Origin of the sequence: Acidovorax sp. LjRoot118, from assembly GCF_964253575.1 — a bacterium.
GTDB lineage: Bacteria > Pseudomonadota > Gammaproteobacteria > Burkholderiales > Burkholderiaceae_C > Acidovorax.
Window position 1 is genome coordinate 263,033 of the sequence record NZ_CAXURB020000001.1, and the last position, 25,246, is coordinate 288,278.

General features: G+C 65.7%; 36 protein-coding genes and 1 tRNA gene. 13 read left to right on the top strand and 24 right to left on the bottom strand.

Annotation, left to right across the window (positions count from 1 at the left end):
* On the top strand, positions 1-795 hold the full coding sequence (locus ACSQ9E_RS01215; RefSeq protein ID WP_436216633.1) for a hypothetical protein: 795 nt from the start codon (positions 1-3) through the stop codon (positions 793-795).
* 16 nt (positions 796-811) lie between these two features.
* On the opposite strand, the gene ACSQ9E_RS01220 is transcribed toward ACSQ9E_RS01215, so the two are convergent.
* A complete protein-coding gene (locus ACSQ9E_RS01220; RefSeq protein WP_436216634.1) occupies positions 812-1,288 on the bottom strand; it encodes a hypothetical protein in 477 nt (158 codons plus the stop codon).
* Between the two features lie 295 nt (positions 1,289-1,583).
* Here ACSQ9E_RS01220 and ACSQ9E_RS01225 point away from each other — a divergent pair, with 295 nt between their 5' ends.
* From ACSQ9E_RS01225 to ACSQ9E_RS01240, 4 genes are all read left to right on the top strand, one after another.
* The gene (locus ACSQ9E_RS01225; protein WP_436216635.1) at positions 1,584-1,814 is read left to right on the top strand and encodes a DUF4287 domain-containing protein; all 231 of its coding nucleotides are present in this window, start codon (positions 1,584-1,586) and stop codon (positions 1,812-1,814) included.
* Between the two features lie 359 nt (positions 1,815-2,173).
* Positions 2,174-2,779 (top strand): hypothetical protein, encoded by a 606-nt coding sequence (locus tag ACSQ9E_RS01230; protein ID WP_436216636.1) that lies wholly within the window; start codon positions 2,174-2,176, stop codon positions 2,777-2,779.
* Between the two features lie 353 nt (positions 2,780-3,132).
* Positions 3,133-3,333 (top strand): hypothetical protein, encoded by a 201-nt coding sequence (locus ACSQ9E_RS01235; RefSeq protein ID WP_436216637.1) that lies wholly within the window; start codon positions 3,133-3,135, stop codon positions 3,331-3,333.
* Between the two features lie 28 nt (positions 3,334-3,361).
* Complete coding sequence (locus tag ACSQ9E_RS01240; RefSeq protein ID WP_436179642.1) at positions 3,362-3,739, top strand: DUF4440 domain-containing protein; 378 nt, start codon at positions 3,362-3,364, stop codon at positions 3,737-3,739.
* A gap of 57 nt (positions 3,740-3,796) precedes the next feature.
* On the opposite strand, the gene ACSQ9E_RS01245 is transcribed toward ACSQ9E_RS01240, so the two are convergent.
* Positions 3,797-4,285 carry an Lrp/AsnC family transcriptional regulator gene (locus ACSQ9E_RS01245; RefSeq protein WP_436216638.1) on the bottom strand — a complete coding sequence of 163 codons (489 nt, stop codon included), beginning with the start codon at positions 4,283-4,285 and terminating at the stop codon, positions 3,797-3,799.
* A gap of 94 nt (positions 4,286-4,379) precedes the next feature.
* On the opposite strand from ACSQ9E_RS01245, the gene ACSQ9E_RS01250 reads away from it, so the two are divergent.
* Entirely contained in the window at positions 4,380-5,267 is an 888-nt protein-coding gene (locus ACSQ9E_RS01250; RefSeq protein WP_428003573.1) for an EamA family transporter, read from the top strand.
* Between the two features lie 298 nt (positions 5,268-5,565).
* Here ACSQ9E_RS01250 and ACSQ9E_RS01255 read toward each other — a convergent pair whose 3' ends face one another.
* Both ACSQ9E_RS01255 and ACSQ9E_RS01260 read right to left on the bottom strand, forming a co-directional pair.
* The gene (locus ACSQ9E_RS01255) at positions 5,566-6,249 is read right to left on the bottom strand and encodes a hypothetical protein (RefSeq protein WP_436216639.1); all 684 of its coding nucleotides are present in this window, start codon (positions 6,247-6,249) and stop codon (positions 5,566-5,568) included.
* 54 nt (positions 6,250-6,303) lie between these two features.
* Positions 6,304-7,281, bottom strand: coding sequence for a quinone oxidoreductase family protein (locus tag ACSQ9E_RS01260; protein ID WP_428003575.1), 978 nt, complete (start codon positions 7,279-7,281; stop codon positions 6,304-6,306).
* Between the two features lie 251 nt (positions 7,282-7,532).
* On the opposite strand from ACSQ9E_RS01260, the gene ACSQ9E_RS01265 reads away from it, so the two are divergent.
* On the top strand, positions 7,533-8,459 hold the full coding sequence (locus ACSQ9E_RS01265) for a LysR substrate-binding domain-containing protein (RefSeq protein ID WP_436216640.1): 927 nt from the start codon (positions 7,533-7,535) through the stop codon (positions 8,457-8,459).
* 427 nt (positions 8,460-8,886) lie between these two features.
* On the opposite strand, the gene ACSQ9E_RS01270 is transcribed toward ACSQ9E_RS01265, so the two are convergent.
* Positions 8,887-8,961: transfer RNA gene (locus ACSQ9E_RS01270), tRNA-Arg, on the bottom strand.
* Between the two features lie 124 nt (positions 8,962-9,085).
* Here ACSQ9E_RS01270 and ACSQ9E_RS01275 point away from each other — a divergent pair.
* A complete protein-coding gene (locus ACSQ9E_RS01275) occupies positions 9,086-10,180 on the top strand; it encodes a site-specific integrase (RefSeq protein WP_436216641.1) in 1,095 nt (364 codons plus the stop codon).
* Here the strand turns inward: ACSQ9E_RS01275 and ACSQ9E_RS01280 are convergent.
* The 18 genes from ACSQ9E_RS01280 to ACSQ9E_RS01365 form a co-directional block, all read right to left on the bottom strand.
* Positions 10,166-10,405 carry a hypothetical protein gene (locus tag ACSQ9E_RS01280; protein WP_436216642.1) on the bottom strand — a complete coding sequence of 80 codons (240 nt, stop codon included), beginning with the start codon at positions 10,403-10,405 and terminating at the stop codon, positions 10,166-10,168. The two genes, ACSQ9E_RS01275 and ACSQ9E_RS01280, sit on opposite strands and share 15 nt — an antisense overlap.
* On the bottom strand, positions 10,402-10,773 hold the full coding sequence (locus ACSQ9E_RS01285) for a DUF4326 domain-containing protein (protein ID WP_436216643.1): 372 nt from the start codon (positions 10,771-10,773) through the stop codon (positions 10,402-10,404). The genes ACSQ9E_RS01280 and ACSQ9E_RS01285 overlap by 4 nt, the downstream gene beginning before the upstream one ends.
* Complete coding sequence (locus tag ACSQ9E_RS01290; RefSeq protein WP_436216644.1) at positions 10,770-11,207, bottom strand: ASCH domain-containing protein; 438 nt, start codon at positions 11,205-11,207, stop codon at positions 10,770-10,772. The genes ACSQ9E_RS01285 and ACSQ9E_RS01290 overlap by 4 nt, the downstream gene beginning before the upstream one ends.
* Positions 11,204-11,653 (bottom strand): hypothetical protein, encoded by a 450-nt coding sequence (locus tag ACSQ9E_RS01295; protein WP_436216645.1) that lies wholly within the window; start codon positions 11,651-11,653, stop codon positions 11,204-11,206. Before ACSQ9E_RS01295 ends, ACSQ9E_RS01290 begins: the two co-directional genes overlap by 4 nt.
* Positions 11,654-11,687: 34 nt before the next feature.
* A complete protein-coding gene (locus tag ACSQ9E_RS01300) occupies positions 11,688-13,673 on the bottom strand; it encodes a DNA cytosine methyltransferase (protein WP_436216646.1) in 1,986 nt (661 codons plus the stop codon).
* The gene (locus tag ACSQ9E_RS01305) at positions 13,673-15,811 is read right to left on the bottom strand and encodes a ParB/RepB/Spo0J family partition protein (protein ID WP_436216647.1); all 2,139 of its coding nucleotides are present in this window, start codon (positions 15,809-15,811) and stop codon (positions 13,673-13,675) included. Before ACSQ9E_RS01305 ends, ACSQ9E_RS01300 begins: the two co-directional genes overlap by 1 nt.
* A 2-nt stretch (positions 15,812-15,813) precedes the next feature.
* Positions 15,814-16,104, bottom strand: a complete 291-nt coding sequence (locus ACSQ9E_RS01310; protein ID WP_436216648.1) for a hypothetical protein — start codon at positions 16,102-16,104, stop codon at positions 15,814-15,816.
* Positions 16,101-16,769: a hypothetical protein gene (locus ACSQ9E_RS01315; RefSeq protein ID WP_436216649.1), complete on the bottom strand. Its 669-nt coding sequence runs from the start codon at positions 16,767-16,769 to the stop codon at positions 16,101-16,103. Before ACSQ9E_RS01315 ends, ACSQ9E_RS01310 begins: the two co-directional genes overlap by 4 nt.
* The gene (locus ACSQ9E_RS01320) at positions 16,766-17,089 is read right to left on the bottom strand and encodes a hypothetical protein (protein WP_436216650.1); all 324 of its coding nucleotides are present in this window, start codon (positions 17,087-17,089) and stop codon (positions 16,766-16,768) included. Before ACSQ9E_RS01320 ends, ACSQ9E_RS01315 begins: the two co-directional genes overlap by 4 nt.
* Positions 17,086-17,235 carry a hypothetical protein gene (locus ACSQ9E_RS01325; RefSeq protein WP_436216651.1) on the bottom strand — a complete coding sequence of 50 codons (150 nt, stop codon included), beginning with the start codon at positions 17,233-17,235 and terminating at the stop codon, positions 17,086-17,088. The genes ACSQ9E_RS01320 and ACSQ9E_RS01325 overlap by 4 nt, the downstream gene beginning before the upstream one ends.
* Positions 17,236-17,237: 2 nt before the next feature.
* Positions 17,238-17,381 (bottom strand): hypothetical protein, encoded by a 144-nt coding sequence (locus tag ACSQ9E_RS01330; protein WP_436216652.1) that lies wholly within the window; start codon positions 17,379-17,381, stop codon positions 17,238-17,240.
* Positions 17,378-17,536 carry a hypothetical protein gene (locus ACSQ9E_RS01335; RefSeq protein WP_436216653.1) on the bottom strand — a complete coding sequence of 53 codons (159 nt, stop codon included), beginning with the start codon at positions 17,534-17,536 and terminating at the stop codon, positions 17,378-17,380. Before ACSQ9E_RS01335 ends, ACSQ9E_RS01330 begins: the two co-directional genes overlap by 4 nt.
* Positions 17,530-17,727: a hypothetical protein gene (locus tag ACSQ9E_RS01340; RefSeq protein WP_436216654.1), complete on the bottom strand. Its 198-nt coding sequence runs from the start codon at positions 17,725-17,727 to the stop codon at positions 17,530-17,532. Before ACSQ9E_RS01340 ends, ACSQ9E_RS01335 begins: the two co-directional genes overlap by 7 nt.
* Positions 17,724-18,257 carry a hypothetical protein gene (locus tag ACSQ9E_RS01345; RefSeq protein WP_436216655.1) on the bottom strand — a complete coding sequence of 178 codons (534 nt, stop codon included), beginning with the start codon at positions 18,255-18,257 and terminating at the stop codon, positions 17,724-17,726. The genes ACSQ9E_RS01340 and ACSQ9E_RS01345 overlap by 4 nt, the downstream gene beginning before the upstream one ends.
* Positions 18,254-18,769: a hypothetical protein gene (locus tag ACSQ9E_RS01350; protein ID WP_436216656.1), complete on the bottom strand. Its 516-nt coding sequence runs from the start codon at positions 18,767-18,769 to the stop codon at positions 18,254-18,256. The genes ACSQ9E_RS01345 and ACSQ9E_RS01350 overlap by 4 nt, the downstream gene beginning before the upstream one ends.
* Entirely contained in the window at positions 18,766-19,050 is a 285-nt protein-coding gene (locus tag ACSQ9E_RS01355; RefSeq protein WP_436216657.1) for a hypothetical protein, read from the bottom strand. The genes ACSQ9E_RS01350 and ACSQ9E_RS01355 overlap by 4 nt, the downstream gene beginning before the upstream one ends.
* A gap of 143 nt (positions 19,051-19,193) precedes the next feature.
* The gene (locus tag ACSQ9E_RS01360; protein WP_436216658.1) at positions 19,194-19,604 is read right to left on the bottom strand and encodes a hypothetical protein; all 411 of its coding nucleotides are present in this window, start codon (positions 19,602-19,604) and stop codon (positions 19,194-19,196) included.
* A gap of 74 nt (positions 19,605-19,678) precedes the next feature.
* The gene (locus tag ACSQ9E_RS01365) at positions 19,679-20,434 is read right to left on the bottom strand and encodes a S24 family peptidase (protein ID WP_436216659.1); all 756 of its coding nucleotides are present in this window, start codon (positions 20,432-20,434) and stop codon (positions 19,679-19,681) included.
* Positions 20,435-20,497: 63 nt separating this feature from the next.
* Here ACSQ9E_RS01365 and ACSQ9E_RS01370 point away from each other — a divergent pair, with 63 nt between their 5' ends.
* The gene (locus ACSQ9E_RS01370) at positions 20,498-20,779 is read left to right on the top strand and encodes a hypothetical protein (protein ID WP_436216660.1); all 282 of its coding nucleotides are present in this window, start codon (positions 20,498-20,500) and stop codon (positions 20,777-20,779) included.
* The gene (locus ACSQ9E_RS01375) at positions 20,772-21,104 is read left to right on the top strand and encodes a hypothetical protein (RefSeq protein ID WP_436216661.1); all 333 of its coding nucleotides are present in this window, start codon (positions 20,772-20,774) and stop codon (positions 21,102-21,104) included. The genes ACSQ9E_RS01370 and ACSQ9E_RS01375 overlap by 8 nt, the downstream gene beginning before the upstream one ends.
* Here ACSQ9E_RS01375 and ACSQ9E_RS01380 read toward each other — a convergent pair.
* Positions 21,052-21,306 carry a hypothetical protein gene (locus ACSQ9E_RS01380; RefSeq protein WP_436216662.1) on the bottom strand — a complete coding sequence of 85 codons (255 nt, stop codon included), beginning with the start codon at positions 21,304-21,306 and terminating at the stop codon, positions 21,052-21,054. The genes ACSQ9E_RS01375 and ACSQ9E_RS01380 overlap by 53 nt on opposite strands.
* 278 nt (positions 21,307-21,584) lie before the next feature.
* On the opposite strand from ACSQ9E_RS01380, the gene ACSQ9E_RS01385 reads away from it, so the two are divergent.
* From ACSQ9E_RS01385 to ACSQ9E_RS01395, 3 genes are read left to right on the top strand one after another with little or no spacing between them, the layout of a single operon-like run.
* The gene (locus ACSQ9E_RS01385; protein ID WP_436216663.1) at positions 21,585-21,968 is read left to right on the top strand and encodes a hypothetical protein; all 384 of its coding nucleotides are present in this window, start codon (positions 21,585-21,587) and stop codon (positions 21,966-21,968) included.
* Positions 21,968-23,038, top strand: a complete 1,071-nt coding sequence (locus ACSQ9E_RS01390) for a toprim domain-containing protein (RefSeq protein ID WP_436216664.1) — start codon at positions 21,968-21,970, stop codon at positions 23,036-23,038. The genes ACSQ9E_RS01385 and ACSQ9E_RS01390 overlap by 1 nt, the downstream gene beginning before the upstream one ends.
* Positions 23,031-24,731 (top strand): primase-helicase family protein, encoded by a 1,701-nt coding sequence (locus tag ACSQ9E_RS01395; RefSeq protein ID WP_436216665.1) that lies wholly within the window; start codon positions 23,031-23,033, stop codon positions 24,729-24,731. Before ACSQ9E_RS01390 ends, ACSQ9E_RS01395 begins: the two co-directional genes overlap by 8 nt.
* The last annotated feature ends 515 nt before the right edge of the window (positions 24,732-25,246 follow it).

Consider the following 25,246-nt stretch of genomic DNA (forward strand, 5'->3'; position numbering starts at 1 on the left):
ATGCGCAAATCCATACTCTTCGCCGCGACGCTTCTGGTGTCATCGCTACCCGCCCTTGCCGCGCCACCGCGCATGGACACGCTGGTGGTCGTCAGTCCATCAGACAACGGCGTGGCGCGCGCTTGTGCGCCTGACCAGCTCTGCGTCGAAATCGCTCCCTCCCAACCCGGCTGCGAAGGCCAATCGTGTACCACCGACGTGGGCCTGCAGTTGCCTGGCGGCCAACGTGATCCGGCCCAGGTGGCCTATCGGATGGCTGGCTTGGCATCCTCTGGCGACAATGCGTCCGTGGAGCCGTGGCCCAGGATCATCCGCTTCGAGGGCGGCTTCCTGGCGGGAGTACAGGCGCGCGAGAGCACCATGTATTCCGGCGGTGGGGCCAGTGCAACCACGCTGCACCTCATCGCCTTTGTGCCGGGCCAGCCACCGTTCGAGGTGCTGAGCGTTACGCAAAGCGGCAGCGCGACGATCCGGGCGTGCTTCAGCGAGCGTGACATGAAGCAGCGCGCCGACGCCTGCCACGACGAGTACAGCTTCGATGCCACCCTCGCCCTGGCAGGCACATCCGCTGCGGGCATGCCGGTGCTGCGCTACAGCAGCAAGGCAACCTCTTTTCCGGGGCGCGTGTCGCGGTCCAAAGACTCGCTGGCGGCGCGGCCTCTTCGCCAACGCGACCTTGTCACCGTGACCGATCCCCAATGCAGTTACCAGCGGGTGTACCGCTTCGCCCCGCAAGCCCGCGCTTACGTGCCGGATACCCCCGTGCCCGACTGCTCGAACTACACCGTGCCCTGACGCCCTGTGCGCGCGTTCACAGGCGGCTTGCGGGCCTGACTGCCAGTGCGACGATGGCGATACCGCCAGCGATGATCAACGCATCCTCGATCAGGCCGCTGTTCGTCTGGCCGATGTGTTTTATGGCGCTCTTTCTGGCATCGAGCGTGACGTAGGCCAGAGGCACCGCGGTAGCAACCGCTGCCAGCGCCCCGGCCTGCTCACGGCCGCGCGGGGCCAGTGCCGCACCGGCAATGCCGGCGCTCATGACCCGCGCCAGCAGGCCCAGGGCAACGGTCCTGTCAGGTGCCGTCTTCATCTTGTCGCCCGCCAGTTCCCCGGCGCCCATCGCGAGCGCGCCGTACTTGAACAAGGGTCGGTCCAGCAGTGCGAGCCTGCCAGGCGTGGAGTGCCCCAGAAGCCTTGCTGCCGACAGCGTGGCCATCGGTGTCATCGAGCGGGCGCTGGCAACCGCCCCAATGAGCGCGGACCAGAGCAAACTTGGCGTTTTCATGTGTTTTCCATCGGTGATGCAGATGGGAAATCGTCGGGGGTAGCTGGCATGGCAGGTGTGCCTTGAACTCGCTGACAGCCGTAGGACAGTCTCGCTTGTCGCCGCGCGGCTGCCCACAAAAGCTACGATGGCCGCGAGCGTTCGACAGCAGCCAACCCATCAAAATTTTGGCAACGGCTTGTCGATATCCACCCTCTTCGTTCGTCGTAGGAACAGGAGGCCGCAGGAATAGGGTCGCATGGCACGCACCGTGTGCCCCGTCTGCCCCCATGCCCATCCACCAAGGAGCCAGCCCATGCCCGAGTCCAGCACCAACGCCAGCACCACCCCTGTCAAAGGCCCCGCCTCGTACTTCCCCTCCATCGAGTCCAGGTACGGCCAGCCCATCAGCCACTGGATGGACGTGCTGCGCGCGGCGGGCGCGCTCAAGCACATGGAGTACGTCGCCCTGCTCAAGACTGACCACGGCCTGGGCCATGGTCATGCCAATGCGCTGGTGGCGGCGTACCTGGCGCGGGGCAAGTAGCGGGCCGCCAGGGGGGCTGGCTGCGCGCCTCCTTCTGCCATGTGCCGACGTGGTGGCCAGTGGTATGCATCGGCCCACTGTCCGGCCACGTGCGCAGCTTGACCGGGCCCTGCCCGCCGGCTGCCTTCTGCGCGGCTCGCACCGGCGGCCGCGCGCGCCGCAGCGGCAATGGACTGGACAGAATGTCCACTGCCAAGAGGCTGCGATTGCCTACCATCGGACCGACTTTGGCGCGAAGTCCCGTTGTCTGCTTGATTGGTGATTGATCTCTCTTGCATTCTGCGGGCCTGGGATGCGCTACCGTACCGGCCTGCCAGATGCTGGCCGCCACACACACCCGCCAATACGCGAAAGAACCCATGTCCATTTCCCTCTACCTGCTCATGCCCCTCAGCAAGCAGGCGTTCGCGAACCCGGCCAACACCCGGCGAGCCATCGATCTGCTGGTGCAGCGGGGCCTGGTGTCCCTTGACCAGACCACCGATGTCTGGAGCTATCCCTACGACAGCGAGGAAGATGAGCACGGCGAGGAGCAACTGCCGCACGCCACGCTGGGGGCGCTGCGCGACGCGCTCGACGGTATCCGCACCGATGAGATCAACTTCGATGCTGGTTTCAGCCAGCACAGCCCGGAGCACAAGGACGGCGAGGGCCAGGGCAGGCTGCCGGGCATCAACGCGTTGACGCAGCAGCTGCAGGACCACATGGCCGCGTTCTGCGAGCAAAACGACATCGACTACACCCTGGACGTGTACGGGCACGTGAGCATCGGCTTCATGAGCGCAGACGGCGAAGACGGCTTGGGCGAGATCCGTGGCATCGGCGTGTTCTGCGACGGCAATGTCGCGCCCTTCATGGAAGATGCCGGCTACCTCGAAGCCGCCAAGACGCTGGAGATCTATGCCGTGTTCGAGAAGCTCGCGGCCATCTATGGTGAAGCGCCGACCCTGCAGTTCCGGGGCTGAATCAAAGAACAAGGGTGCAGTGCGTTTACCGTCGAGTTCAGTGCAACGCCGAACCAGCCAAGGGCCTTACGCGAGCAAGCGCTGCCTTGCTCAAGGCAGCAAATTTTTAGGAAAAATCCGTGTTCAGAATGTTCCGTATCGACCAATCCGCCCAGGTTCTGCGGGATGCCTCGCAGTAACACCCTATGTACCCTCGACACACCAAGAACGCGCCAGGCGACTTTTACGTCGAAGATGGCTGCTGCACCAGTTGCGATGTCCCATCCGTCGAGGCGCCCGGGCACTTCAAGTACGACACAGATGGGCACTGCTTTGTTTGCAAGCAGCCATTCACACCGCAGGAAGCAGACCGCATGGCCAACGCGGCCTGGGTGTCTGAGTCGGGTTGTATTCGCTATGCTGGCAATGACCCGGAAATTCTGAAGAAATTCATCGCCGTGAAGGAGCAAGGTCTGTGCGACGTATTGCAGCCAAAGACGGAGCCCAAAGTGCAGGAGATGCCGGAGCGCACAGCTGGCCCGCGCAAGGTGTGGTGGGCCGTCTGGCGCCGCTGATGCACGCCGCATGGGAAGATGTGCGCCGATGACCAACGCACTCCTTGCCATCCTCCAGGCGCTCGAGGTGGAACTGCACCACCCCGGTGTACGCTGCGATGCCCAGCGCCTTGCGCAACTGCTGCACACCGACTTTCATGAAGTGGGCCGCTCGGGCCGGCAGTACGACCGAGTAACCGTCATGCGCTTTCTGGGCGAGCAGGTGGCATCGCCCCCGGTCATCTCGGACCACTTCGCGCTGCAACAGCTGGGGTCGCAAATCGCCCTGCTGACCTACCGCTCGGCGCTTCGCCGACCAGACGCCACGCTCGAGAACCACACCCTGCGTTCCTCGGTGTGGGTGCAGCAGGACGCCAGGTGGCAGCTCATCTACCACCAGGGCACGCCCGCGGCCGAGCTCTGGTAGGCCACCAGCGCTCGTGGCGCCGCCGAGTCCCGCTGGGCTGGGCGCTGAGCGCGCCGCCTACGCCTGCCCGCCCCAATCCAGCGGCACCTGCAACCCCGCCTTCAGACACCCCAGCGACACAGACGTGCGAAACCGCCGCACGTTCTCGTCCCCCTCGAACAGGCGCCGCGTCAACGCGTCGTAGTCGGCCATCGATGCCACCGTCACCACCAGCAGGTAGTCGGCTTCGCCGGTCACGCAGTAGCACTGCTGCACGGCGGCCTCGGTGGCGATGCGGGCGCGCAGCGGGGCGGTGCGGTCGGGGCGCTCGTTCTCCAGGTGCACTTCGACCATGATGGTCAGGGGCAGGCCCACCTTTTCGGGGTCGATCACGGCCACGTTGGCGCGGATCACGCCGGTCCGCTCCAGACGCTGGATGCGCCGCTGCACCGCCGGCGCCGACAGGTGCACGACCTGCGCGATCGCGCGCTGGGGTGTGGTGTTGTCGCGCTGCAGGATGTCGAGGATGGCCAGGTCGAAGGCGTCGATGGCGGGTGAGGCGGGCATGGCATTCCTTCCTGCGGCGTGGGTGAGCGAAAGTTGCGTGGTGAAGCCCTAATTCGAGTCAAAAGCAAGCCGCACTCGCACTATATTTTCAACCATGTCCTCTCTGTTGATCCGCTACCAGCGTTTTGTTCCTTTTCTCGCCGTGCTCGGCGCCGTTACGGCCCTGGGTATTGGCACCTCGTGGGCCAAGCACTACCTGTTTCCCTTGGTGGGCGCGCAGGGCACCACGGCCGTGCGCGTGGGCTTCTCGGCGCTGCTGCTCTTGCTGCTGTGGCGGCCCTGGCGCTGGCAGCTGTCGCGCAAGGACCTGCGCGCCATCGTGCTCTACGGTGCCATGCTGGGCGCCACCAACCTCACGTTCTACATGTCGCTGCGCACGCTGCCCTTCGGGCTGGCCGTGGCCATTGAGTTCTCGGGCCCGCTGCTCATGGCCGTGCTGTCCTCGCGCCGGGCCATCGACTTCGTATGGGTGGCCCTGGCCGTAGTGGGCCTGGGAATGCTGCTGCCCCTGGGCATGAACGGCAGCACGCTCGACCCCGTGGGCGTGGCCTACGCCCTGGCGGCAGCCACCTTCTGGGCGCTGTACATCGTGTTCGGCAAGCGCGTGGGGCACCTGCACGCCGGGCATTCCGTCTCGCTGGGCCTGCTCGCCGCAGCCGTAGTGGTGGTGCCCGTGGGCGTGGTGCATGCCGGCACCGCGCTGCTGTCGCCCTACGTGCTGCTGGTGGGCGTGGCAGTGGCGGCCGTGTCCAGCGCCATCCCGATCTCGCTGGAGATGATGGCCTTGAAGCGCCTGCCCAAGGAGGCCTTCGGCATCATGATCAGCATGGAGCCCGCCGTGGCCGCCCTGCTGGCCCTGGTGCTGCTGGGCGAGTACCTGACGTTCAACCAGTGGCTGGCGATTGGCCTGGTGATGTCGGCGTCGATGGGGACGGCGATGACAGCGCGGCGCGCCGAGCCGGGCAAGCTGCAGCCGGCGTAGTGGAGGGCGGGCCAGGACTCGCCCAGCCCTGGCCGTCCTCAAGCCTGCCATATCCCTGGCGCCGGGTCTTTTCGTCGATGCCCTGCGGGCCACAGGCGCCGCAGGTGCCCCAGAGCTGCATCGCGCCAGGCGGCGATGCACAGGCGGGCAGGGTGGGGCAGCGATTCGTGCACGGCATCCAAATCGAGCGCGGGCACGTCATAGCCCTTGCCGGGTACTTCACGCCGGCCCAGCAGCCCCGCCTCAAGGCACCGGCAGCAGCCACCGCGGATGGGCGGCGCGCGCCTGGCCTGCCCGCTCAGTTGCGCGCGATCACGCTGCGCAGGTAACGCTGGGCGGTCTCGAAGGCCGACTCTCCCGGGGCCCCCACGAAGGCGTAGGCGTAGATGCCCAGCGGAAGCTGGCGGGCCGTCGTGATGGCGGAAACGCCCACCGTGGGCTGCGGCCCCGAATCCATCTGCTGGGTGAGGCGGAACTCGGCATAGTAGGCGTCTGGCGACGCGCCCAGCAGTTGCGCACTCGGGTTGGTGACCGGGAAGGAGGTACCCGACTTCTCAAGGTCCTTGCGCACGCGGGCCTCGAGGGCCGCCGAATCGGGCGGCGCCGCGGTAAAGCGACGGGCCATCTGGCGCACGAACTCCGCCCGCTGGTAATGCACCAACTGCCCATTGGACGGCAGCACGAGGACCTGTGCCCAGCGCGTGAATTGGTCGCGTCGGCCCGCCCGTATTTCTGCCAGCTCGCTGCAGGGCACTGCAAACTGCGCCAGCTCGCCGTAGCTTGCCGCGTAGCGCTTGCGCACTGCAAGGAACTCCCGCTCCGCAGCGGAGTCGCCCAGAGTGCAGAACCCCGCTGGTGGTTCCAGCTGCAGTGTTCTGCCCAAGGCTGTGAAAGGCTCCGCCTGGGCCTGCGCCATGGCGCAGGCCAGAGCGCAGGCGGCCAGCAGCGCGCGCAAGGGGCCGGTTAGAGTAGATCGGGCCATGGTGCTCATTCTAGGGGCAGGGCCCGAGCATATCGCTCCTGCCCCCTCTTTCCATCACGGCACCAACAGCAGCACCTTGCCGATAGCTTGGCGGCCCTCCAGCGCGCGGTGGGCCTGTGCGCCGTCGCGCAGCGCAAAGCGGTGGGCGATGCGCAGCTGCACCTCGCCCGCCTCGATGGCCGCGAACAGCTGCGCCGCGCGCGAGCGGCGCTCCTGCGCGCTGGTGAGCACGTTCCACAGGTCGCCACCGACCAGCGCCAGCGAGCGGTCCATGAGCAGGCGCGGATCCACCGGCGCCGGGTCGCCCGCCGCCATGCCGTAGAAAACGATGGTGCCGCCGGTGCGCGCAGCCGCCATGCTGTCGGGCAAGGTGGTGCCCACCGAGTCGTACACCACGTCCGCGCCGCGCCCGCCGGTGAGGGTCTGCGCTGCCTGCAGCCAGCCCTCGGCGGGGATGACTGCTGCCACGCGGGTGTCCGCGCCCAGCACCTCGCGCACCGCCTGGCGCTTGGCCTCGGTCGATGCGATGGCGATGACCCGCGCGCCCAGGCGGCTCAGCATCTGCACCAGCAGCAGCCCCACGCCGCCCGCCGCCGCATGCACCACCGCCCAGTCCCCGGGGCGCACCGCATAGCTGTCGCGGCACAGGTACTGCGCCGTCAGGCCCTGCAGCAGGCTGCCCGCCGCCGTCTCGAAGGAGATGGCGTCGGGCAGGGGGATCAACCGGTCCACCTCCACCGCGCACAGCTCGGCATTGGCAAACGGGCTGTCGGCAAAGCCCACCCGCTGCCCCGGCTGCAGGCCGCTGCCCGGCGGCGCGCTCACCACCTCGCCCGCGCCCTCGTAGCCCAGCACCCACGGCGGCGACCCGGCCAGGTGGTAGTTGCCCCTGCGCCGGTACACATCGGCAAAGTTCAGCCCCACGGCCCGCATGCGCACCAGCGCCTGGCCGGGCGCCGGGGCCGGCTCGGGCACCACTTCATGGCGCAGGACATCGGCATCGCCGAACTGGTGGAAGACGAGTGCGTGCATGGGTGGAGACCTTTTACTGATGGATTTGTTCGTTCATTGCCCCATGAGGGCTGCAGGACCAGCGACAGGCAGCGGCATATGAGAAGCGAATTTTTCTACTGCCATCGGCCCAAGGTTCATCGCCGCGACCTGCCGCTCGGCCCATTGCAGTGCAGAAACTTGTCTACATTGGCGAGCAGGTTAGCATCTGCATGCTGCCCCAGCGAGCCAGCCCCGCTGCATTCACTCGGTAGAAAAACTACTGCCATTGCATGAACGCCAACCCTCACACGACTTCCCTGCAGGGCCTGCCCTCGCTCAAGGCGCTGCACGCCTTCGAGGCCGCTGCGCGGCATCTGAACTTTCGGCTCGCGGCCGAGGAGCTGGATGTGACGCAAGGCGCCGTGGCGCAGCAGGTGCGTGCGCTGGAGGCCGAGCTCGGCGTGCGCCTGTTCGAGCGGCACGCGCGCGGCCTGGCGCCCACCGAGGTGGGCAGCACCTACGCGCTGCGCGTGCGCCGCGCGCTGGAGGAGATCGCCGACGCCACGCGCCAGCTGCGCCCGGGCGAGCGGCAGGTCACCATCAGCGTGGCGCCCACGCTGGCCGCCAAGTGGCTGCTGCCGCGCCTGCCACGCTTTGCCGAGCGCCACCCCGGCACCGAGCTGCGCGTGCTGGCCACCGAGCGCGTGTCGCGCTTCCATGCCGAGGGCGTGGATCTGTCCATCCGCTATGGCCAGCCGCCGTTCGGGCCGGGGCTGCATGTGCAGCGGCTGCTCGAGAACACCTTGATCGCGGTGGGCAGCCCGGCGCTGGTGGGCCCGTCGGGCACTCTGCCGGCCAAGCGCCTGGCCCGGCTGCCGCTGGTCCACGACGCGCATGGCTCCTGGCTCGCGTTCTTTGCGCAGGCGGGCATGCCGGCCCCGCCGCCGGGCGGCACGCGCTTCAACCAGATCAGCCTGGCCATCGACGCGGCCATTGCCGGCCAGGGCCTGGCGCTGGCCAGCCCCTTCTTCGTCGCCCCCGACATCGCCGCCGGCCGCTTGGTGCGGGTGCTGCCGCAGGTGGCGCTGCGCACGGGCACCGACTACCACCTCGTGTGGCCGCAGCGGGCACGCGGCGATGGGGTGCTGCTGGACGAGGTCACTGCATGGCTGATGGAGGAGGCTGCACGCGAGGGGGCGCTGTCCACGCTGCCCTGAGACCGACTTCGATACCCCCTTGCCAGTACGGCGAAAGATGAATGTAGGACAGCAGGGCCTGCAAGGCGCGGGCTTGAAGGCCCTGGGTGGGGCCCCTGCTCCTACACCCCGTGCGTGCGCAGCGCGCCATAGTGGAAGTGCCGCTTTCATGGTGCGGTGCCACGTGGGCAGACGTGGCCGGATAGGCGCCGAGGCGATTGCGGGTATCACAGCCGGCCTATCTTTTGCCCGCCCTTCGGGGCGGGCATTTTTTACCAGTTCGGCTGGCGGCTGTGGAGTCACGGCCTGCGGTGCAGATGCTGGGCGTGCTGTGAAGGCAGTCCGCAGCGAGGCGGCTGGGGGGAGATGTAGCCGATGGTGCCGTGCCCCCGGTATGTCCCCAGAGCCTGTGACGCGCTTGCAAATCATTGATTTGCAAGGCATGGGGTGGTCCCCTCGACAGGAATCGAACCTGTATCTAGCGCTTAGGAGGCACTCGTTCTATCCATTGAACTACGAGGAGGGTGTAAGGATTCTAGCTTACGGTTGCCGGGCCTTCTCCTATGTAGAGCTAACCTCGTATCATGCTGTCTCATTCAGTCAGTGATACGGAGTGATACGGGTATCACTCCCTACAAGGGGCGCATGTGGCGAGCATCATCCAGGTGGGCGAGAAGTGGCGGGCGCTGGTCCGCCGCAAAGGCCATCCATCATATTGCAAGACCTTCAGGGTCAAGGCGCAGGCCGAGGCTTGGGCGCGTGGGATCGAGGCCGACATAGACCGCGACCTGGCGCCGAAGCCTGCGGCCGTCATGGGGCGGGCGCTGCTTGTGTCTGACCTGATTGGGTCCTATCGCAAGTTGCGCAATGGCTCACGGCCGATCCTGCCGACGTCGAGCGAGCACTACGTGATCAACCGGCTGGAGAAGGAGCTGGGGTTTCTCGATGCCATGCGGATATCGCCCACCGACTTGGTTGGGTACTGCGAAATGCGGGCCGAGGAGCAGGTGCTGCCCTACACGATCAACATGGAGATCTCCAAACTTGGCACCGTGATGCGATATGGAGCCATGGCGCTGAAGGTGCAGTTGCCCGATGTAGTGGCTGCAGCGCGGCCGCTGCTGTCGCACAGCCATTTGATCGGCCCGGGCAACGCACGCACGCGCAGGCCCACACAGCATGAATTGCTGACGGTGCTCCAGGCACTGACCGAAAGGCGCGGCCTGATCTATGCCGATGCGGTGCGGTTTGCGGTTGGCACCTCGATGCGGCGCGGCGAGGTGGTGCGTGCGCGCCGGCGCGACGTTGACCCGAGCAAGCGCATGCTGCTGGTCAAAGACCGCAAGCACCCACGGCAGAAGGTTGGGCACGATCAGTGGGTGCCGCTGTTCGATGATGTGTGGGAGTTGCTGCAGCGTCAGCCACCCAGCGCGGACCCTGAGGATGACCGGTACTTTCCGATCCACCCGCAGACGCTGAGCAAGTATTTCAAGGAGGCGTGCGATGCGTGCGGCGTTGAAGACCTGCACGTGCATGACATGCGGCACGAGTGCACCAGTGCGCTGTTCGAGCTGGGCTTTCAGATCCAGGAGGTGGCGCTGGTGACCGGGCACAAGTCGTGGGCCCACCTCAAGCGCTATACCAACCTCAAGCCCGAGAGCGTGCTGCAGAGCAAGCTGGCCGAGAAGCGCCGCCCGCCGGCTCCAGGCGGTGCGGCCGAAGAAACTTCAGGCGGCGAGTAGGCGGCACTGGTCGAAGTGCGCCGCCACGTCGCGGTAGTCGGCCCAGCGCTGGCCGGCGTCCTTGTAGGTTTTGATGGGGAAGGTGTTCGCCGAGATCTGGTTAAGCACCGCCGGGCGCGTGATGCCCATGACCTCTGCCAGCTGTTGCGTGTTGAGCCGCAGGCCGTACTTTTCTGCGATGAATGCCTGGGTGAGCAGACTGGATGTGGTTGTGGGCGCGCTCATGGTGTGGGCTCCGGGTTGGCGAGCTTTAGGAGGATGTCGGCGTGACAGGGCTGGTCCAGCCGGCACCAGCATGCGAGGTTCTTGCCGCGCAATTCGCGAAGGATGAGATCGAACCCGAAGTGCTCCGCGTGTATTTCTGCGTCTGCAGCGTGCTGTTCGATTGCCTGGATAAGACCTGCAGCCTTGGTCGGCACTTGCCAGTAGCCGGTAGGGCCTTCGCACCACCAACGACCGTCGTCACGCTTCACAATGCGCCAGGGGTTGCCCCACTTCGTGGTGCGGTCCACCTTCACGGTGTTGGGCGGCATGCGCCAACCCTTCGCGCGTGAGAGTTGGATGCGCTGGGGTTTGGTTGCGGGCGTGGTCATGCTGGCTGGGCCTCCATCGCAAGCGCGGACTTCGGCACGTCGAAAAAGCCCAGGCGGCCGGTGTAAGGCACGAAGGGCATGGGCCGGCTGTCGCGCAGCACGAAGCCGTGTGAGCCCTCTTGCTTCCAAGGCGAGGGGTGCACTACCCGGCAGTCCACGATGCGCGTCCAGCCGACGAAGCCGCCGAGGTCGAGCGCTTCGAATGCCGGCGTGGACTCGGGAAGAAGGCCCATGCGGAACAGCTCTTCACAGGTCTGGTCGTAGTAGCGGCGGGACATCGTTTTGCCCGCGTGCACCAGCAGCTCTCCGCGAAAGCTGGTCGGCCACGTGCGGTTCTCGATGTCTTTGAATCCGGCGACGATGAGCCATGCCCAGGGCTGGCGGATGCTGAGCGCGGGCAGCTTGGTCCCGGGCCTGTCTATTGCGGGGATCATGCTGATGCCTCCAGGGGGGTGATGGTGGCGCCGGCCGGGTCGAGCACGACTTCGCCCATGGCTTCGGCGATGACGCGGTGCACGGCGGTGTGAAGCTCGCCGGCAGTGAGCTGGTGAAGCTGCACGTCGTGCAGGTCCACCATGCAGTCGATGGCGTCGCACTCTTCGAGAGTGAGTTCGACAGGGGACCACACGCCTCTTGCGGTGGCCCGCTGATCGATGGCGCTGCAGGCGCATAAGGCCGCAGTGATGTGCTCGGACAGACCACGGAAGTAGCGCAGCTCCTCGATCGCACGGGCGATGCGTACATAGCTGCGGTAGACCACGAAATGGTCTTCGCTGGCCACGCCGGCGCGCAAGTACTTCGCGCTATCCCGCATGGGCGTGATCGCTTCCGTGATCTCGGCCTTGGAGAGGCGGGCAGCCCGGGCGCGTGCCACGCGCATTGTGATCGGGAGTGCGCAGGCTGGATGCTGAGCTTTAGGCATGCAGCCCCCCCGCATGATCGACGCTGAGCGCGACCGCCAGGGGCCGCACCCAGATGGGCGTGCTGCCCAAGGCGAAGGTCTCGCCCGAGCGGGCGAGCAGGATGGTTTGGCCCATGACCTGGCCGATGGCCTTGGCGCTCTTGCGGGGCACGGCGTTGCCGATGCCTTCACGCCAGCGCTGGTCGCTCGCGCCGTCTAGAACGAAGTGCTCGCCACGGCCGCCGGGCCCCTGAGGGGAGAACCACTCCTCCGGATCGATCAGGCTTTGCAGCGCCGCCAGCTCCATCGTTGTGAAAGGGCGGTGCCATGTACCGTCCAGCGCCTGGATGCGGCACACCAATTTCGCGTTGGCTGCGGGCATGACAAAGCCCACGGGTTCGCAGCCCTCACCCCCAGTTGTGCGCGGATCTGCGCAGGACCACGGGCCGTTGTCGTGGCATGCCGAGGCGCTGACGGCGCCGCTGGCCGCGGCCCAAGGCACCACGCCGTAGTGGCCGCCGGTGAGGTAGTGATCGCCGGCCGCGCGCTGCAGGCCTGCGCGCACGTCGGCCACGGCGAAAGCGCCCTGGCCCGTGGTGCTGCCCGAAATCACCGTGCCTGCGGGTTCGTCGTATGCCGTCACGGCGTACTTCGCAAAGGCCGGACCTTCGCGGCGCAGGTCTGCGACCGCATAGGCGCCCATGTCATCGCCGCCGATAACGGTTCCCGTGGGCTGGTCCCACTGCGTGACTGGGTATTTCGAGAACAGAGGACCATCACGCTGAGGGCGTGGATCTGCCACGGCCTGGCCCGAGCCGTGCGCGCTGGTGACGGCCATTGCGGCGCGGTCCCATGCGACGATGCGGAACTCATTGGAGTGCTTGGGCGCGCCCTGGTGCCGCACGTCGGCCACGCTGTAGGCGCCCTGCAGGGGGCCGGTCTGCCCGGCCACGGTGCCAGTGCTGTCGCTCCAGCGGCGCACGCCCAGGGCCTGGCCGTCCTTCCACTTCGCGGACTGGTCGAAGCGCACGTCTGCCACCGAGTTGTTGCCGTTGAGCGGGCCAGTGCGACCGGTGACTGTGCCGGTAGGGGCGGTCCATTCGTTAACGCCCAACACCCCGTGGTGCATCTCGGGCACCAGCAGGTAGTCGCGTAGCTTGCCATCCTCCACCGCCAGCTTGTTCAGGCTGCGCCAGTCGCTGCCCGCCTCCACAAAGGCCAGGCGCACCCAGGTCTTCCACTGCAGCGCGGGCACGCGGTGCATGGGGCCTGCGGCATCGACGTCGCCCGGCAGGGGCATGTGGCGCAGCACGTCGCCGACAGCGTGAAGGCGCCGGGCCCGGTGCGGCTCGTACAGAAACGGCGGCACCTTCTTCACGTGGCGAAACACCTTGAGCATGCGCTTGCGGCTCTGCGCCAGGCCATCGCCCAACAGGCCGCAGTCGTGCACGGTCTCGGCCCCCACGAAGCCGTAGTACTTCATGAGGCTGTCCACCTGGTCCAGCAGCTCGCGGCCCCGGCTGGCGATGCGCGGCACGTTTTCAAAGACGAACAGCCCGGGCAGGTTGTCGGCGAACGCCTCCATCACAAGCATCATGGAGCGGGGCACCAGCTCATTGAGCGCGGCGTATTTGTCGGTGTCAGCCTTTTGTGCGCTCAGCAGGCCCGAGAACCCCTTGCAGGGCATGCTCGTGAAGATGATGTCGGGGAAGTGCCCGTGCGCTGCCTTGCGCACATCGTCGGGCATGGCCTCGCGCCAGCCCGCGGGCGGCATGGTGCCGTGAAAGCGGCGATACATGCCCAGCGTGAACAGGTCCACGCAGGCCTGTTCCACGCCCGTGAGGCGCTTGAAGTCGCGGCAGGCGCGCGGATCCACGTCCATGCCGCCCACACACACCATCTGGCCCTTGATGGGGCCAATGGAGGGATCCGCATCATTGAAGCCAGCCGCGCCGCTGCCGACGCCACCCGCCATGTGGAAGTGTTTGACGATCTCCATTACGCGGCCTCCAGATCGGTGTAGTCCACCGTCAATTCCATCGGCTGGCCGGCAGTGCCAGGGAAGGGCCATGGATCAGGCACCGACACGACCCACTGCCGGCCCTCCGCGCGAACGATGGTTGCGATGGCGCCCTTGGTGGAGAGCACGTCGCCCGTAAGGCCCCTGATGTCGGTCTTGATCTTGACTGCCTGCCCATCAGAGAAATTGTTGAGCTGCTCGGCTTGCTGCATTGCCTCCGCGATGCCTTGCATCACCTCGGCCTTGCTGGCCTTGCCGGTGCCGTCCACCGCCTTGCCTTTGCCCCGGGGCTTGAGCTTGGGCGTGGCCTGGTCGGGCGGTGCAGCTGGCGTGTTTGCCTCGGCTGCGCGGTCCATGGCTTCATCGTCCATTTCCTGGGCAACCTGGCGCATGATGATGTCGATATCTACACCGACTATCTCGGCACACGCGCTGAGTTGGCGGGCTTCGTAGGTCGGGCGGTCGAATAGCTCGGTGAGGTCCACCGCGCAGGCCAGCATCATCAGCGCCTGCAGCTGCACCTTGAGTGGCATGCCCCCGACTTTCTCTACCGCCTCGGCGAGTTCAGAGTCGTTGAAGTTCGGCTGCAGATTGAAGATCTTCGCCACCACCGCTTCGTCGGTCTCGCGGGCTTCGTTGAGTATGTAGCGGCAGGCCACCACCGCCGGTATGGTCGCCGGCCCGTCGAAGTCCTTCAGCGCCTCAATGGTTTCCATGACCGCGCGCCGACGCCAGCGCGTGCTGTGCTCCTGCTGCACCTCCTCGGCTGTGCGCTCGGCGGGCTTGCTGCCCTTGGCAGGCTTCTCGGCCTTGCCCTTGGCCTCCAAGGCGGCGCCGGCCGCGCGCTGGGGGATGGCTTCGACCATGGCGCCGCTGGGGGTCTCGATCAGCACGACCTTGCCGGCGGGCACGTCCTGGCCCAGCAGCTGGCGCACGGGCTCGCCGCTGCCGTGGGTGGGCTTGTCCAGCAGCAGATAGCCAACGGGCGTGCTGTTCTCGGTGGGCATCAGCTCGCGGGCCTCGCGGCCGGTGATGACCTTGCGGCCCTTGGCTTGGGCGGCCTTGGTCAACTGCTCGTAATGGGCATCCTTCTTGACCTTGAAGCAAGCGGTGTCAGTACAGACGTCTGTACCGGCCTTGTCCCACAGTTCGGGGTTGGCGCCGGTGCGCTTGGCGCATGTGGTGCAGGCGCCGGCCACGAACACCAGGTCCGCATCTTTCGTGTCGAACGGGGCCTTTGTGAGGTCCGTCATGTAGTGCTGCTTTGCCAGAGCTTTGGCGGCACTGTGGCTCATCGGACCGCCATCGGGCCCGTCCGTGAGCACCTTCTTCAGGAATTCGACCTGCAGCTCTGGCGTGGGGCGCTGAGCCACTAGCAGGGCCAGGCTGCGATTCAGGGTGCCGGCCTTAAGCGCGGCCATGGCGTCGGGGCAGATGTTGAGCAAGCGCAGGGTTTCGAACACGTGTGTTCGGCCCATGTTGATGGCGTCGGCCACGGCTTCACGGGTGAGGCCGTAGGCGTCAATCAAATGCTGGATATGGCTCGCTTCCTGAAGCGGGTTGAGGTTCTTGCGATGGATGTTTTCGACCAGCTGCATCGTGGCGGCCGTGACGCCATCCGCATGCTTGATCAGCACCGGCACGGCGCGCAGGCCTGCGATGCGGGCCATCACATAGCGGCGCTCGCCCGCGATGATCTCGTGCGTGGCGCGTCTGGTGGCCGGATCTTCGAAGGTGTCCTGCAGGCGCTCGGGTGGGATTGGACGCACCAGCAGGGGCTGCAGGATGCCGTACAGCTTGACGGTGGCAGCGCTTGCCAGCAGCTCTTCGTCCTCGACCACTTCGCGGTTGGTCTTGCTGGGCACCAGCAGATCCAGGGCGAGAACGTTCTCGTTCGCCGCCGGTTCCATCGCACCCACCACCGTGAATTGGTCCATGGGCAAGTTGAAGATTTCATCGCCGATCACGATCTGGTATTGGCGGCCGTTGGGCGTCCTGCCTTCGATCAGGCCCTCAGCGCCCGCGTGCGGGTGCGGCTTGCCCTTTGTAGTGGTGGCGTCGCGGCTGATGAGGGCCGTGCGGCCGATCAGCGGGTCTTTGGGTAGCTTGGGTGCCATGGTCAGTGCCCCCGTGGAGTGGTCTTGCCAAAGCACGTCTGGCTGGGCAGGGCGAAGGCATCCATGCAGCCCGGGCGGTGGGGCGTGCGCAGCTCGGCGCCGGTGTAGGCCTGGCGCATGGTGCTGTTGCGCACGGGCAGCTCGCTACTGGCCAGCTCCAGACGCTCGCTGAGGCGGCGCGCGTGGATCTCGGCCTGCGATGGGATAGGGCTGATCTGGGGCACGCCCTTGATGGTGCTGGGCTGGGTGCCGATGGCGCTGAGGCCGGCAATGTGAGGGAGACGGGGGTTCATGCTTGGGCCTGGTGGGGTTGGCTGATGAGGGCGGTAGCCGCTGCGGCGACCTCGCTGCGCAGTTGGTGGAATCGCTCCAGATAGAGCGTCGACCACGTAGCCCAGCTGGTGTCTGCGCGAGCATCGGTGTCGAGGCGGATCCAGTCGGCGGCCGGGACTTCGGCCCCAGGCGTGTCCAGCACCGCCCAAGGCAGGCGCGCCCCTCTGTGCCAGAGCATCAGATCCCGGCGCTCGGTGGCGAGCGCCATCAGGTCGATCTGGCGGATGTGTTCGCGGTAGCCCACGAAGGTCGCGGTCAGGCCGAACCAGCGGCGCACCGCCTGGGCGTGCGGTGCCTCGAAGTCGTTCCAGACCTGGCCCAGCTCGGCTTTGACTGGCGAGGTGCAGTCGCCGGTAATGGCCTCGTGGGCGTCGTGCATCAGGCAGGCCAACTGCACGACGGCAGGCAGCTTGATCTGCGCTGCGATATCGGCGCAGAGAAGCTGGTGCTCTGCCACGCACAGAGGGCGACTGGTGTGCCCGGTGTAGCGGTTGATCTGGGCGCAACTGTGGGCAATCCAGCGGATGTCGAATTCGTTGAAGGCGACATCACTCCCGCCGAGGAAGTGCTGCGTGCCGGCGGCGGTGAGGATCCAGCGCGTGCTGGTGCTTTCGATCTGGCTCATTCCAGGTCCTTGCGTGTTGATTGGTGGTGTTGCAGGGGCAGGGCGATGTGCGCGGCGTCGCAGTCGAGGCGCTTGGCGCGAAATCGCGGGTTGGTGGCGTCGAACTCGGCGACCTGGCCGCGCAGGCTGCTGGCCAGCGAGCGCGCGGCGATGAAGTTGGCCGGGCTCTTGTCGGGGTAGGCGTGCGTGGCGTGGATCGCCTGGCCGCTGGCCGTGTCCGTGAGGTGCACCTCGACAACCGGCATGCCGGCGCGCGTGGTGCGGTATTCGCAGGCCGTGACAGGGCCACGGATGCGCAGCTGCAAGGTGCTGGTGGTCATGGCTTGGGGCCTTTCAGCGGGTGGGTCTTGCGATAGCGGCGCAGGTCCATGTCCATGTGCGTGGCGGCCAGCGCGCGGACGTGGATGCCGTCCATCTCCACGAGGTTGCGCAGATAGAGCGCGGCGAAGACGATGACGTCGGGCATGCTCAACCTCGCAGGCCTGCGGCGATGGCCGTGGCAATGAAGGGCGAGGCCAGCAGCAGGGCGCCCAGTACCGCCAGTGCGATCGCGCGGCGGCGTTGGCGGCGGCGGTTGACGTGCGGCCCGTCGAGCTCGATGGGGGCGCTCACGATGCACCGCCTTGTTGCTTGCGCGAGAGGCAGATCACGCAGGCCGGGTGCGAGCCCGGAAACTGGCGCTCGGCGTCGGCCTGGGCTGCCTGGTAAGAAGCGAAGATGCCGTCGTATGCGATGCGCCCGGGCACCTTGATGCGGAAGGTCAGCATGCTGGCTCCCTGCAGGCCGTGGGCTGTTGTGGGGCGAAGACCGCGCGGCCGGCGGCCGTGGGCTGGCCGGCATCCGTCAGCATGCTGCGTGCGATCAGCGCGGCACGCGTCTCGCCGTTCGGCACGGGCTTGCCAGCGATGGCGGCGCGCAGCATGTTGCGCATGGCTGGGGAGAGGCGGGCGGCGGTCAAGATGCCACCTCGACAAGGTCGCCGAAGTCATTGCAGACAAACACCGTGGTTGTTCCGCATCTCCATTCACGGCCCGCCGAATCAACCCGCAGCTGGTGTCGGCGATATTGCGATGGATGCCAGTCCATTTCCGGGCCCCAGGTGGGCGGGCAGATGCGTCGACGGAAGTAGTAGTCCGTGTTGCCGTGGTTGTCAGCAATGGCAATGGCGTCGTTGCCGTAGTCGGCAGGAGCTTTCACTGCCAGAGCCAACAGGAAGCCGTTTTGCATCCATGGTGGAATTGATGCGTGGCGGATCGCAGGCCCTTCCTCGAAGAATCGTCCTTCCTTCCCGCATGCACCGGGGTAGCGATCGCTGGTGGTGCGTTGCCGTGCGCAGCTGAGCTGAACGGGTCTACCGTCCACGAGGCTCACCCCGTGGGACGGATGTGCGCAGCGTTCAAACGCTTCGTACTTCACATCACCGGTGGTGAAGTGCTTGCAGTCCACGCACAGTGGCCGCTGCGCTGTTGTTTGGGCTTCGGCGCTCATGCCGCACCGCCTGCGCGCTGAGTGGCGATGCCCGACAGATCCATCATCGAACGCTGCAGGTCGCAGTACTGCGTCTTGGCCTGGCTGATCAGGTAGTCCATGCTGAGCGTGGGTTGCTTGAGCATGGCCAGCACCAGCATGCGGTCCAGGCCGGGGCGGCGCTGGATGCTGGTGGCGTAGTGGGTCAGGTCGATGACGCGATCACCCTGCATCCAGTAGCGGGGGTGTTCACCCAGCTCCCAATCGTTGGCCTCCAGCAGGATCACCAGCGGCACGGTGAGGCCTTCCGCCGCCCGCGCGGGGTTGCCGTCGAACGCTTCGGCCAGCTCACCGGACTCCAGCCAAACGGCGGCCTTGCCGCGCGCGTTGATGACCTCCACGGCCTGGCGGGCGAAGAGGCTCTTGCCGCAGCCCAGCGGGCCCACGAGGTGCCAGATCTCGAAGCCCAGGCGCGGGTGGTGGTGGGCCTGGCCCTGGGGACGGGCGGCCATGGTGGCGACGGCGGCGCTCATGCGGCACCGCCTTGGCGCCGCGCACGGTCTGCCAGCGTGATTTCGGACTGCAGGGCGATTTGGCGGACGCGCTGCTCGTGCTTGCGGGCCATGCTTTCGCAGTGGCCCCGCGTGCAGGGCAGGGTGTCAGTGCCGGAGAGCTTGGCCTTTTGGGCCCTGAAGCTGCGGGCTTGGGTGGCGTGCCAGGCAGCCGAGCTGAATGCGTCTGTATCGCGCTGGGCTGTGGCGTTTGCCGCGTTGACCTCGGTGCCCGAGGCGGCGGCGCTGGTTGGGAATGACATGAAAACCTCCATCGCCCGGGGTGGGCGTGAAGGCATTACATCAAATGGTGTACATCAGGTCAACATCATTCGATGTACTGGCGAAAAATTCTTTGAAAATCAACCCCGTAGGTGTTGGTTTCGAGTTTTGGACCGGCTAGGAACTAGCCAAAGCGATGCAGCAAGCCTTGCAGGAAGGCAAGCGCAAAAACAGCAAGCAAGACCGCGCCAAGTACTTTAGCGATCCGGGTGCCTGATGGCGCTGGCCGCTGAGCTACGGGTGCTTGCATGGGCGTAGCTGCATCAATGCTTGCGCCTGGGTGGTACTGGCGCAGCAGCTGAGCGCCGATCGGGGTGCCTACCTGAACTATGTCTCGGCTGCCACAGGCGGTGCATGCGCCATTTTTCTTGGTGCGTCGCCAGATGGAATAGATCACGCCTGGGACGATGTAGCAGAGCCAGAGCAGCAGTTCTATCCAGCCGCTCCCGGGCAGAGCGTCACCGTCCTCGTTCACCGTGCCGCATTGCTTGCAGATCTTGGCATACCGAGGCAACTCTTCTTCCATATCGACCATGTGAACTCCCCCTCCCTTTGAGCATGGCATGGTAGTTCATTGATCGCAAACGCAAATTTGCGTGTGCCTGAAACTCAGTACTGCTCGCTTTTCCAGGCTGTGAGGATCTTGCCCAGTACCACGAAGTGCGGATTCGCTGGGCTTATGTCGAAGGGGTCGTAGTCCAGGTTCCGGCTCTTGGCGCGTAGCATCATGCCCGCGCCATGGGGGTCGGGGATCCGTTGCAGCTGCTTGATGAAGCCCTCCTCGCCGATGGCGAAGAAAAACACCCCTTCGTGATCAACCTTCTGCACACCGGTGTCCAGCAGCAATGGATCCCCGGGGTTGTACATTGGCTTCATCGAGTTTCCGAAGCCTGTGACGATGCAGAGGTTTTTGAGGCTGGTGTAACTCTTGACGTTCTGCCGGATCCATTCATGGTTGACCCGCCAGCTTTTGATCAGCCCAGGCTGATCTTCCAGCAGCAAACGACCACTGCCCATAGAGCCGATAACGTCGAACTGAGGGATTTCAATGTCACCCTCCGTACCCTCTGGCATTGTGTCCATCACAGCAGGTGGCCTGGCCTTTTTGGCTCCTGTCGGCGGCTCCAGGCCGTCCAGCAGGAAGCGGTCCAGACCGAGAGCTTCTTCCAGCTCTCGGGCGATGGCGGCGCCAAAGCTCCCGCGTCCATTCAGGAGGTCGCTGGCCTTGCTGTTGGCTTTGCCCATGGCCTTGGCGGCCTTGGCGGTTTCCCAGGTGCCATCATCCTTCTGCCAGCCTTTTGAGCGGCCGTAGGCTTGAAGTGCATCGCGTCGGATTTGCGTTAACGGGTCTTTGTTTGCAGGCATAGACGCATTTCAATACCGGCGCAACATTGTTCGATGTACATCGAATGATGTATGCTCGGGTTTATGGAATTGATCCAATACCTCCGGACATTGAAGCCCGCCGAAAAGGTGGCTTTTGCGGACCGCGTGCGGGAGCTGGAGCCGAAAGCTTCCCTCGGTCATCTTCGCAACGTCGCGAGTAGCTTTCGAGAATGCGCGCCCAAGCTGGCGATCGCTATTGAGCGCGCCTCGGAAGGGAGCGTCACGCGCCGGGAGCTGGTAAAGGACTGGCGATTCCTGTGGCCTGAGTACGCGGATCAGTACGACGTCAGCCAGGGCGCAGCGGCGGAGGTGGCCCATGTCTGAAGCCTTCATCCTCCAATTGCTGGAGATGGCAGAGAGCTGGGCCGAAGGCGCCGGCACTACGCTGCGCAACCGCAAGGCATTCACCCCAGTGGTGTTCACGGTCACCCGCAGGCCCGAAGAGCGGGCACTGCTCGCCGCGGCCGTCGAATTGCACGACCTGGTGGGCGCCACGAGCGAGGGCCAGGCCGTCATGAAGGAAATGGGTCTGGAGCCGGATGCGGGCGCGCTGCTGGAAGACCACGACCTCACCGCGCGGTGGTCCGCGTGGACGGCTACCCGCCGGATCCATGGACAGCAGCCCCCTGCAGCTGGGTCAGGAGCGTAGCGCTGGCCATGTCCTTCTGTTTCTCTGCCATGCCTGCCAGCGCGGCCAGTGCTTCGGCAAAGCCGGGGCGCTTGTCCATCGGCATATGCCGCACCGCCAGCATCGTGAGCGCTCCCAGCGTGTTCTCGATGGCGTCGATCCGTGCAAGTGCGGTGCGCAGTGCATCGGTCAGCTCCTGCAGCTGGTTGTTGTCGTTGCCCATGTGTTCTTTCGGTGTTCTCAGTTTCTGTTCTGGGGGCTTGCAGGCCGCCCAGGGCATTTTCCGCCACGTGGCCGCTTGCAGCGGTGGCTGTGCTTTCCGTTCCTCCCTCCCTCTCTCCCTGGGTGGCGCGGCCGGCGGTTTTTCTATTGGTGATGGCTTCAGTCCTTTGCATGTACTGAAGTCTCTTTTTTTTGCCCAAAAAAAGCATTCCGACAGGTTCCGAAAGATTCGGAACCGTTCGGAACGGCTAGGCGCCCACAGTGGAGAGGTGGCAAGCGATGAATGATCCCCTTCTGTATGAAGACGAACTGGACGCGGCCCGTGACGCCGTGAAGCACCTGGGGGGCGCCAAGAAGGTGGGCCCCATGGTGTGGCCCGACAAGACGCCTGAGGCGGCCAGCCGATACCTGCTCGACTGTCTGAATGTGTCGCGCGCTGAGCGGCTGAGCCCTTCGCAGTTGCTGCTGCTGATGCGCCTGGCGCGCGAGGTGGGCTTTCATGGCCTGGCTGCCTACATCATGCGAGAGGCAGGCTACGCGCCCCCGATCCCCGTGGAACCGCAGACCGAGGCCGAAGTGCTGTCGCGCCGGCTGGAGTCGATGCTGGGCGAGTTCGCCAACATCACCGGCCGCCTGGAACGCCTGCAGGGGGTTGGCCGCTGATGGACAACCTCCAGCAGGTGCTGCTGCAGATGAGCGCCTTCGGGATCGAGCTGCGAGAGAACAAGGATCTGCCCCTCAAGCTGGACACCCGCAAGAGCGTGACGTGCGGCAAGGGCGGCAAGGATTGGTACAAGCTGTACCTGTTCAAGCGCGATCAGGACAAGGGCGGCGGGGCGTACATCGTCGGCACGTTCGGCACGTACCGCCACGGCGGTGCGTCGCAGAAGGTGGACCCTGGGTGGGTGCCCCTGTCCCCTGAGGAGCGTGAGCGCCGTGCAGCCGAGCTGCGCGAGCAGCGTGCGCGCGCCGCGGCCGAGCGCCGTCAGGAGATTGAGAACGCTGCGGCCGAAGCGATTGCCATCTGGCGCAAGGGCGAGAAGGAAGGGCAGTCGCCCTATCTGGAACGCAAGGGCGTTGCCGGCGAGGCCTGCCGCTACCTGAGCAACCAGCTGGTGCTGCGCTGGCCGGGCGACCCTGGTGAAGAAGACACGGTGGTGCGCCTGGTGGCTGGCACGGTGCTTGTGCCGCTGTTGCGGTACGACATGCCGAAGGACCGCGCCTTGCGAGCGCTGCAGTTCATCAAGCCCGATGGTGGCAAGTTCTATCTGCGTGGCATGGACAAGCCGGGTTGCTGTCTGCGCCTGGGTGATATCGATGCCGCCACGACGCCGCTGCTGCTGGTGACCGAGGGCTATGCCACGGGCCTGACCGCCCGGGCGGCGCTCGATCGCGCGCACCCGGTGTTCGTGGCGCTGGACGCGGGCAACCTGGCGCACGTGGTGCCGCTGCTGCGCAGCCTGTACCCGATCACGCGGATCTTGATCCTGGCCGACGACGACTGGAAGACGCGCGAGCCGGTCTCGGGCGACCTTACGAACCCCGGCCGCACTGCTGCCCGGGCCATCGCGAAGAAGGTGGACGGCTGCGACCTGGTCTGGCCCACCTTTGCTGCGGGCACGCGCGGGGACAAGGACACCGATTACAACGACCTGCAGGCGCGCGAGGGCCTCGATGCGGTGCGAAAGCAGTTGGATGGCGTGGTCGAGATGATGGCGAGGCGCTATGGCTGAAATGACGCCAGACAGCGACCCACAGGGCGGGGCGGTAGAGCCCGCACCGCATGCACTCGAAGAAGTGCATGCGCACGTTGCCACCGGCGCGCCAGCGCCGCACGATAGTTCTGTCGTTCGCGTGGACTTTGGCGCGGGCAAGGGGCAGGGCGGTGCTGTGTCGAAGTCGGATGTTTCGGCTGGCCCCGGCTCGACCCCTCCCCCCCTCCCCCAAAGTAGCGCAGCTGCGCTCAAGTCGGGGGATGGGGGTGGAGACCCTGGCGACGAATCAGCACCGCCCGACGATGCCAAGGGCGATGCAGCCGACAAGCCGGCGAAGGGACGCAAGAAAGAGAAAACCATCGACTGGGGGAAGTTCAACCACCTGGTGGAGCACTTCGTGCTGATCTATGGCACCGACACGGTGTGGGATGGCTCCGAACGGATGCAGATGAAGATCGCCAATATGGGCCACGCCCATGGGGCGGACATGGTGCGCATGTGGAAGGGCAGCGAGCGCCGGCGCACGGTGCGCCTGGATGACGTGCTGTTTGACCCCACGATGACGTGTGACCCGGAAACCACGATAAACCTGTACGACGGGATCGAGATGGTGCCGAAAGAGGGCAACGTCGATCCGATCCTGGACCTGATCCGCTTCTTGGTGAGCCGCGCCCACGAGCACGAGGATGGGTGTGAAGAGGTGATGCACTGGCTGTTGCGATGGCTAGCCTACCCCCTGCAACACCCTGGGGCGAAGCTTCGCACGGCGGTGGTGATGCACGGCGATGAAGGCGCCGGCAAGAACTTCCTGTTCGACATGATGGTGTCGATCTATGGGAAGTACGGCTCGCTGGTCGGCCAGGACGAGCTGGAGGACAACCACAACGACTGGCGCAGCGGCAAGCTGCTGGTGGTGGGCGATGAGGTGTCGAGCCGCGCTGAGCTGGTGCACAACAAGAACCGGCTCAAGGCCTTGATCACCTCGCCCACGGTGCAGATCAACCCGAAGCACCTGGCGCGGCGGGAAGAAAAGAACCACATGAACATTGCGTTCTTGTCGAACGAGTTGCAGCCATTGGCGCTGGACAACTCGGATCGGCGCTACCTGGTGGTCTACACCCCCTCGGCCCAGGAGCCGGAGTACTACATCGCCCTGGGGAAGTGGCGTGATTCCGGGGGCGCGGAGGCCTTCTATCACTACCTGCTGCACTACCCGCTCGATGGCTTCGGGCCCTATTCCCCGGCCCCTTTGACCGAAGCGAAAAAGGCGCTCATCGAGATCAACCGCAAGAGCCCTGAACAGTTCTGGGTCGAGTGGGCGGATGGTGAGCTGGATCTTCCCTACCAGGCCTGTGCTGTGGAGCAAGCCTATTCGGCCTACCTGAAGTGGTGCCAGCGCACCGGCGACCGCTACCCGTTCAAGCGCAACCAGTTCACGCCCACGCTGATCCGGTTTTCGGAGGGGCAGAAGCGGCGCGTGTGGATCAAGGCCATGAACGTCACCCGCCCGGGTGAGGCGAAGAAGACCACCCGCATGTTGCTGGTGGCTGAGCCTGTGCTGAAAGGCCCCGATGCAGAGCATGCCATGACCGAAACCGAGTGGGCCAGCAGCTCGGTGACCGACTTTGGCACGGCACTGCGCAAGTACATCGGCTATGGCTCGGGCTCCCCCTCCCACGATGGTGCAGAGCCAGCAGGGGGGAATGAATGAAGCGCTTGGGTTACACGGTTACGCCAGTGCGTAACGCTGAGATTGAGCACTGGTGCGGGTTGTTACGCGGTTATGTGGTTACGCAGGGTTGCGGGTGTGGGTGTGCGTGGGTGCAGGGGCGCGCCTGTGGGTGCGTGCAGGTGCGCGTGATGCATGTGTGCGTAACAGCGTAACCGCGTAACTCGCTAGGTGCGGCGCGGGTTGCATGGTTACGCGTGCGTGTAAGCGCGTAACTCTTCACTCTCTTCTCTCTAAAGAAAGAAAAGGAAAAAGGAAATGGGAATGAACATCGTGTTTTGCTCGGGGGCAGTGGACTTCCTCGAACCTGAGACTGGAGACCGCCGGTTCATGGTGGTGGAGGGGCAACCTGTCCGAACGAACCACGCCGATCGAGTGACGGCCGCCAGCCTCAAGGGCCTGATCACGCGTGGTAGCCAGGGTGTTCGGCCGCCGTTGCGGGCGCACCACGCCCCCCCTATAGGTACTCCCAGCGCCGGAACTCAGGGGGGTAATTC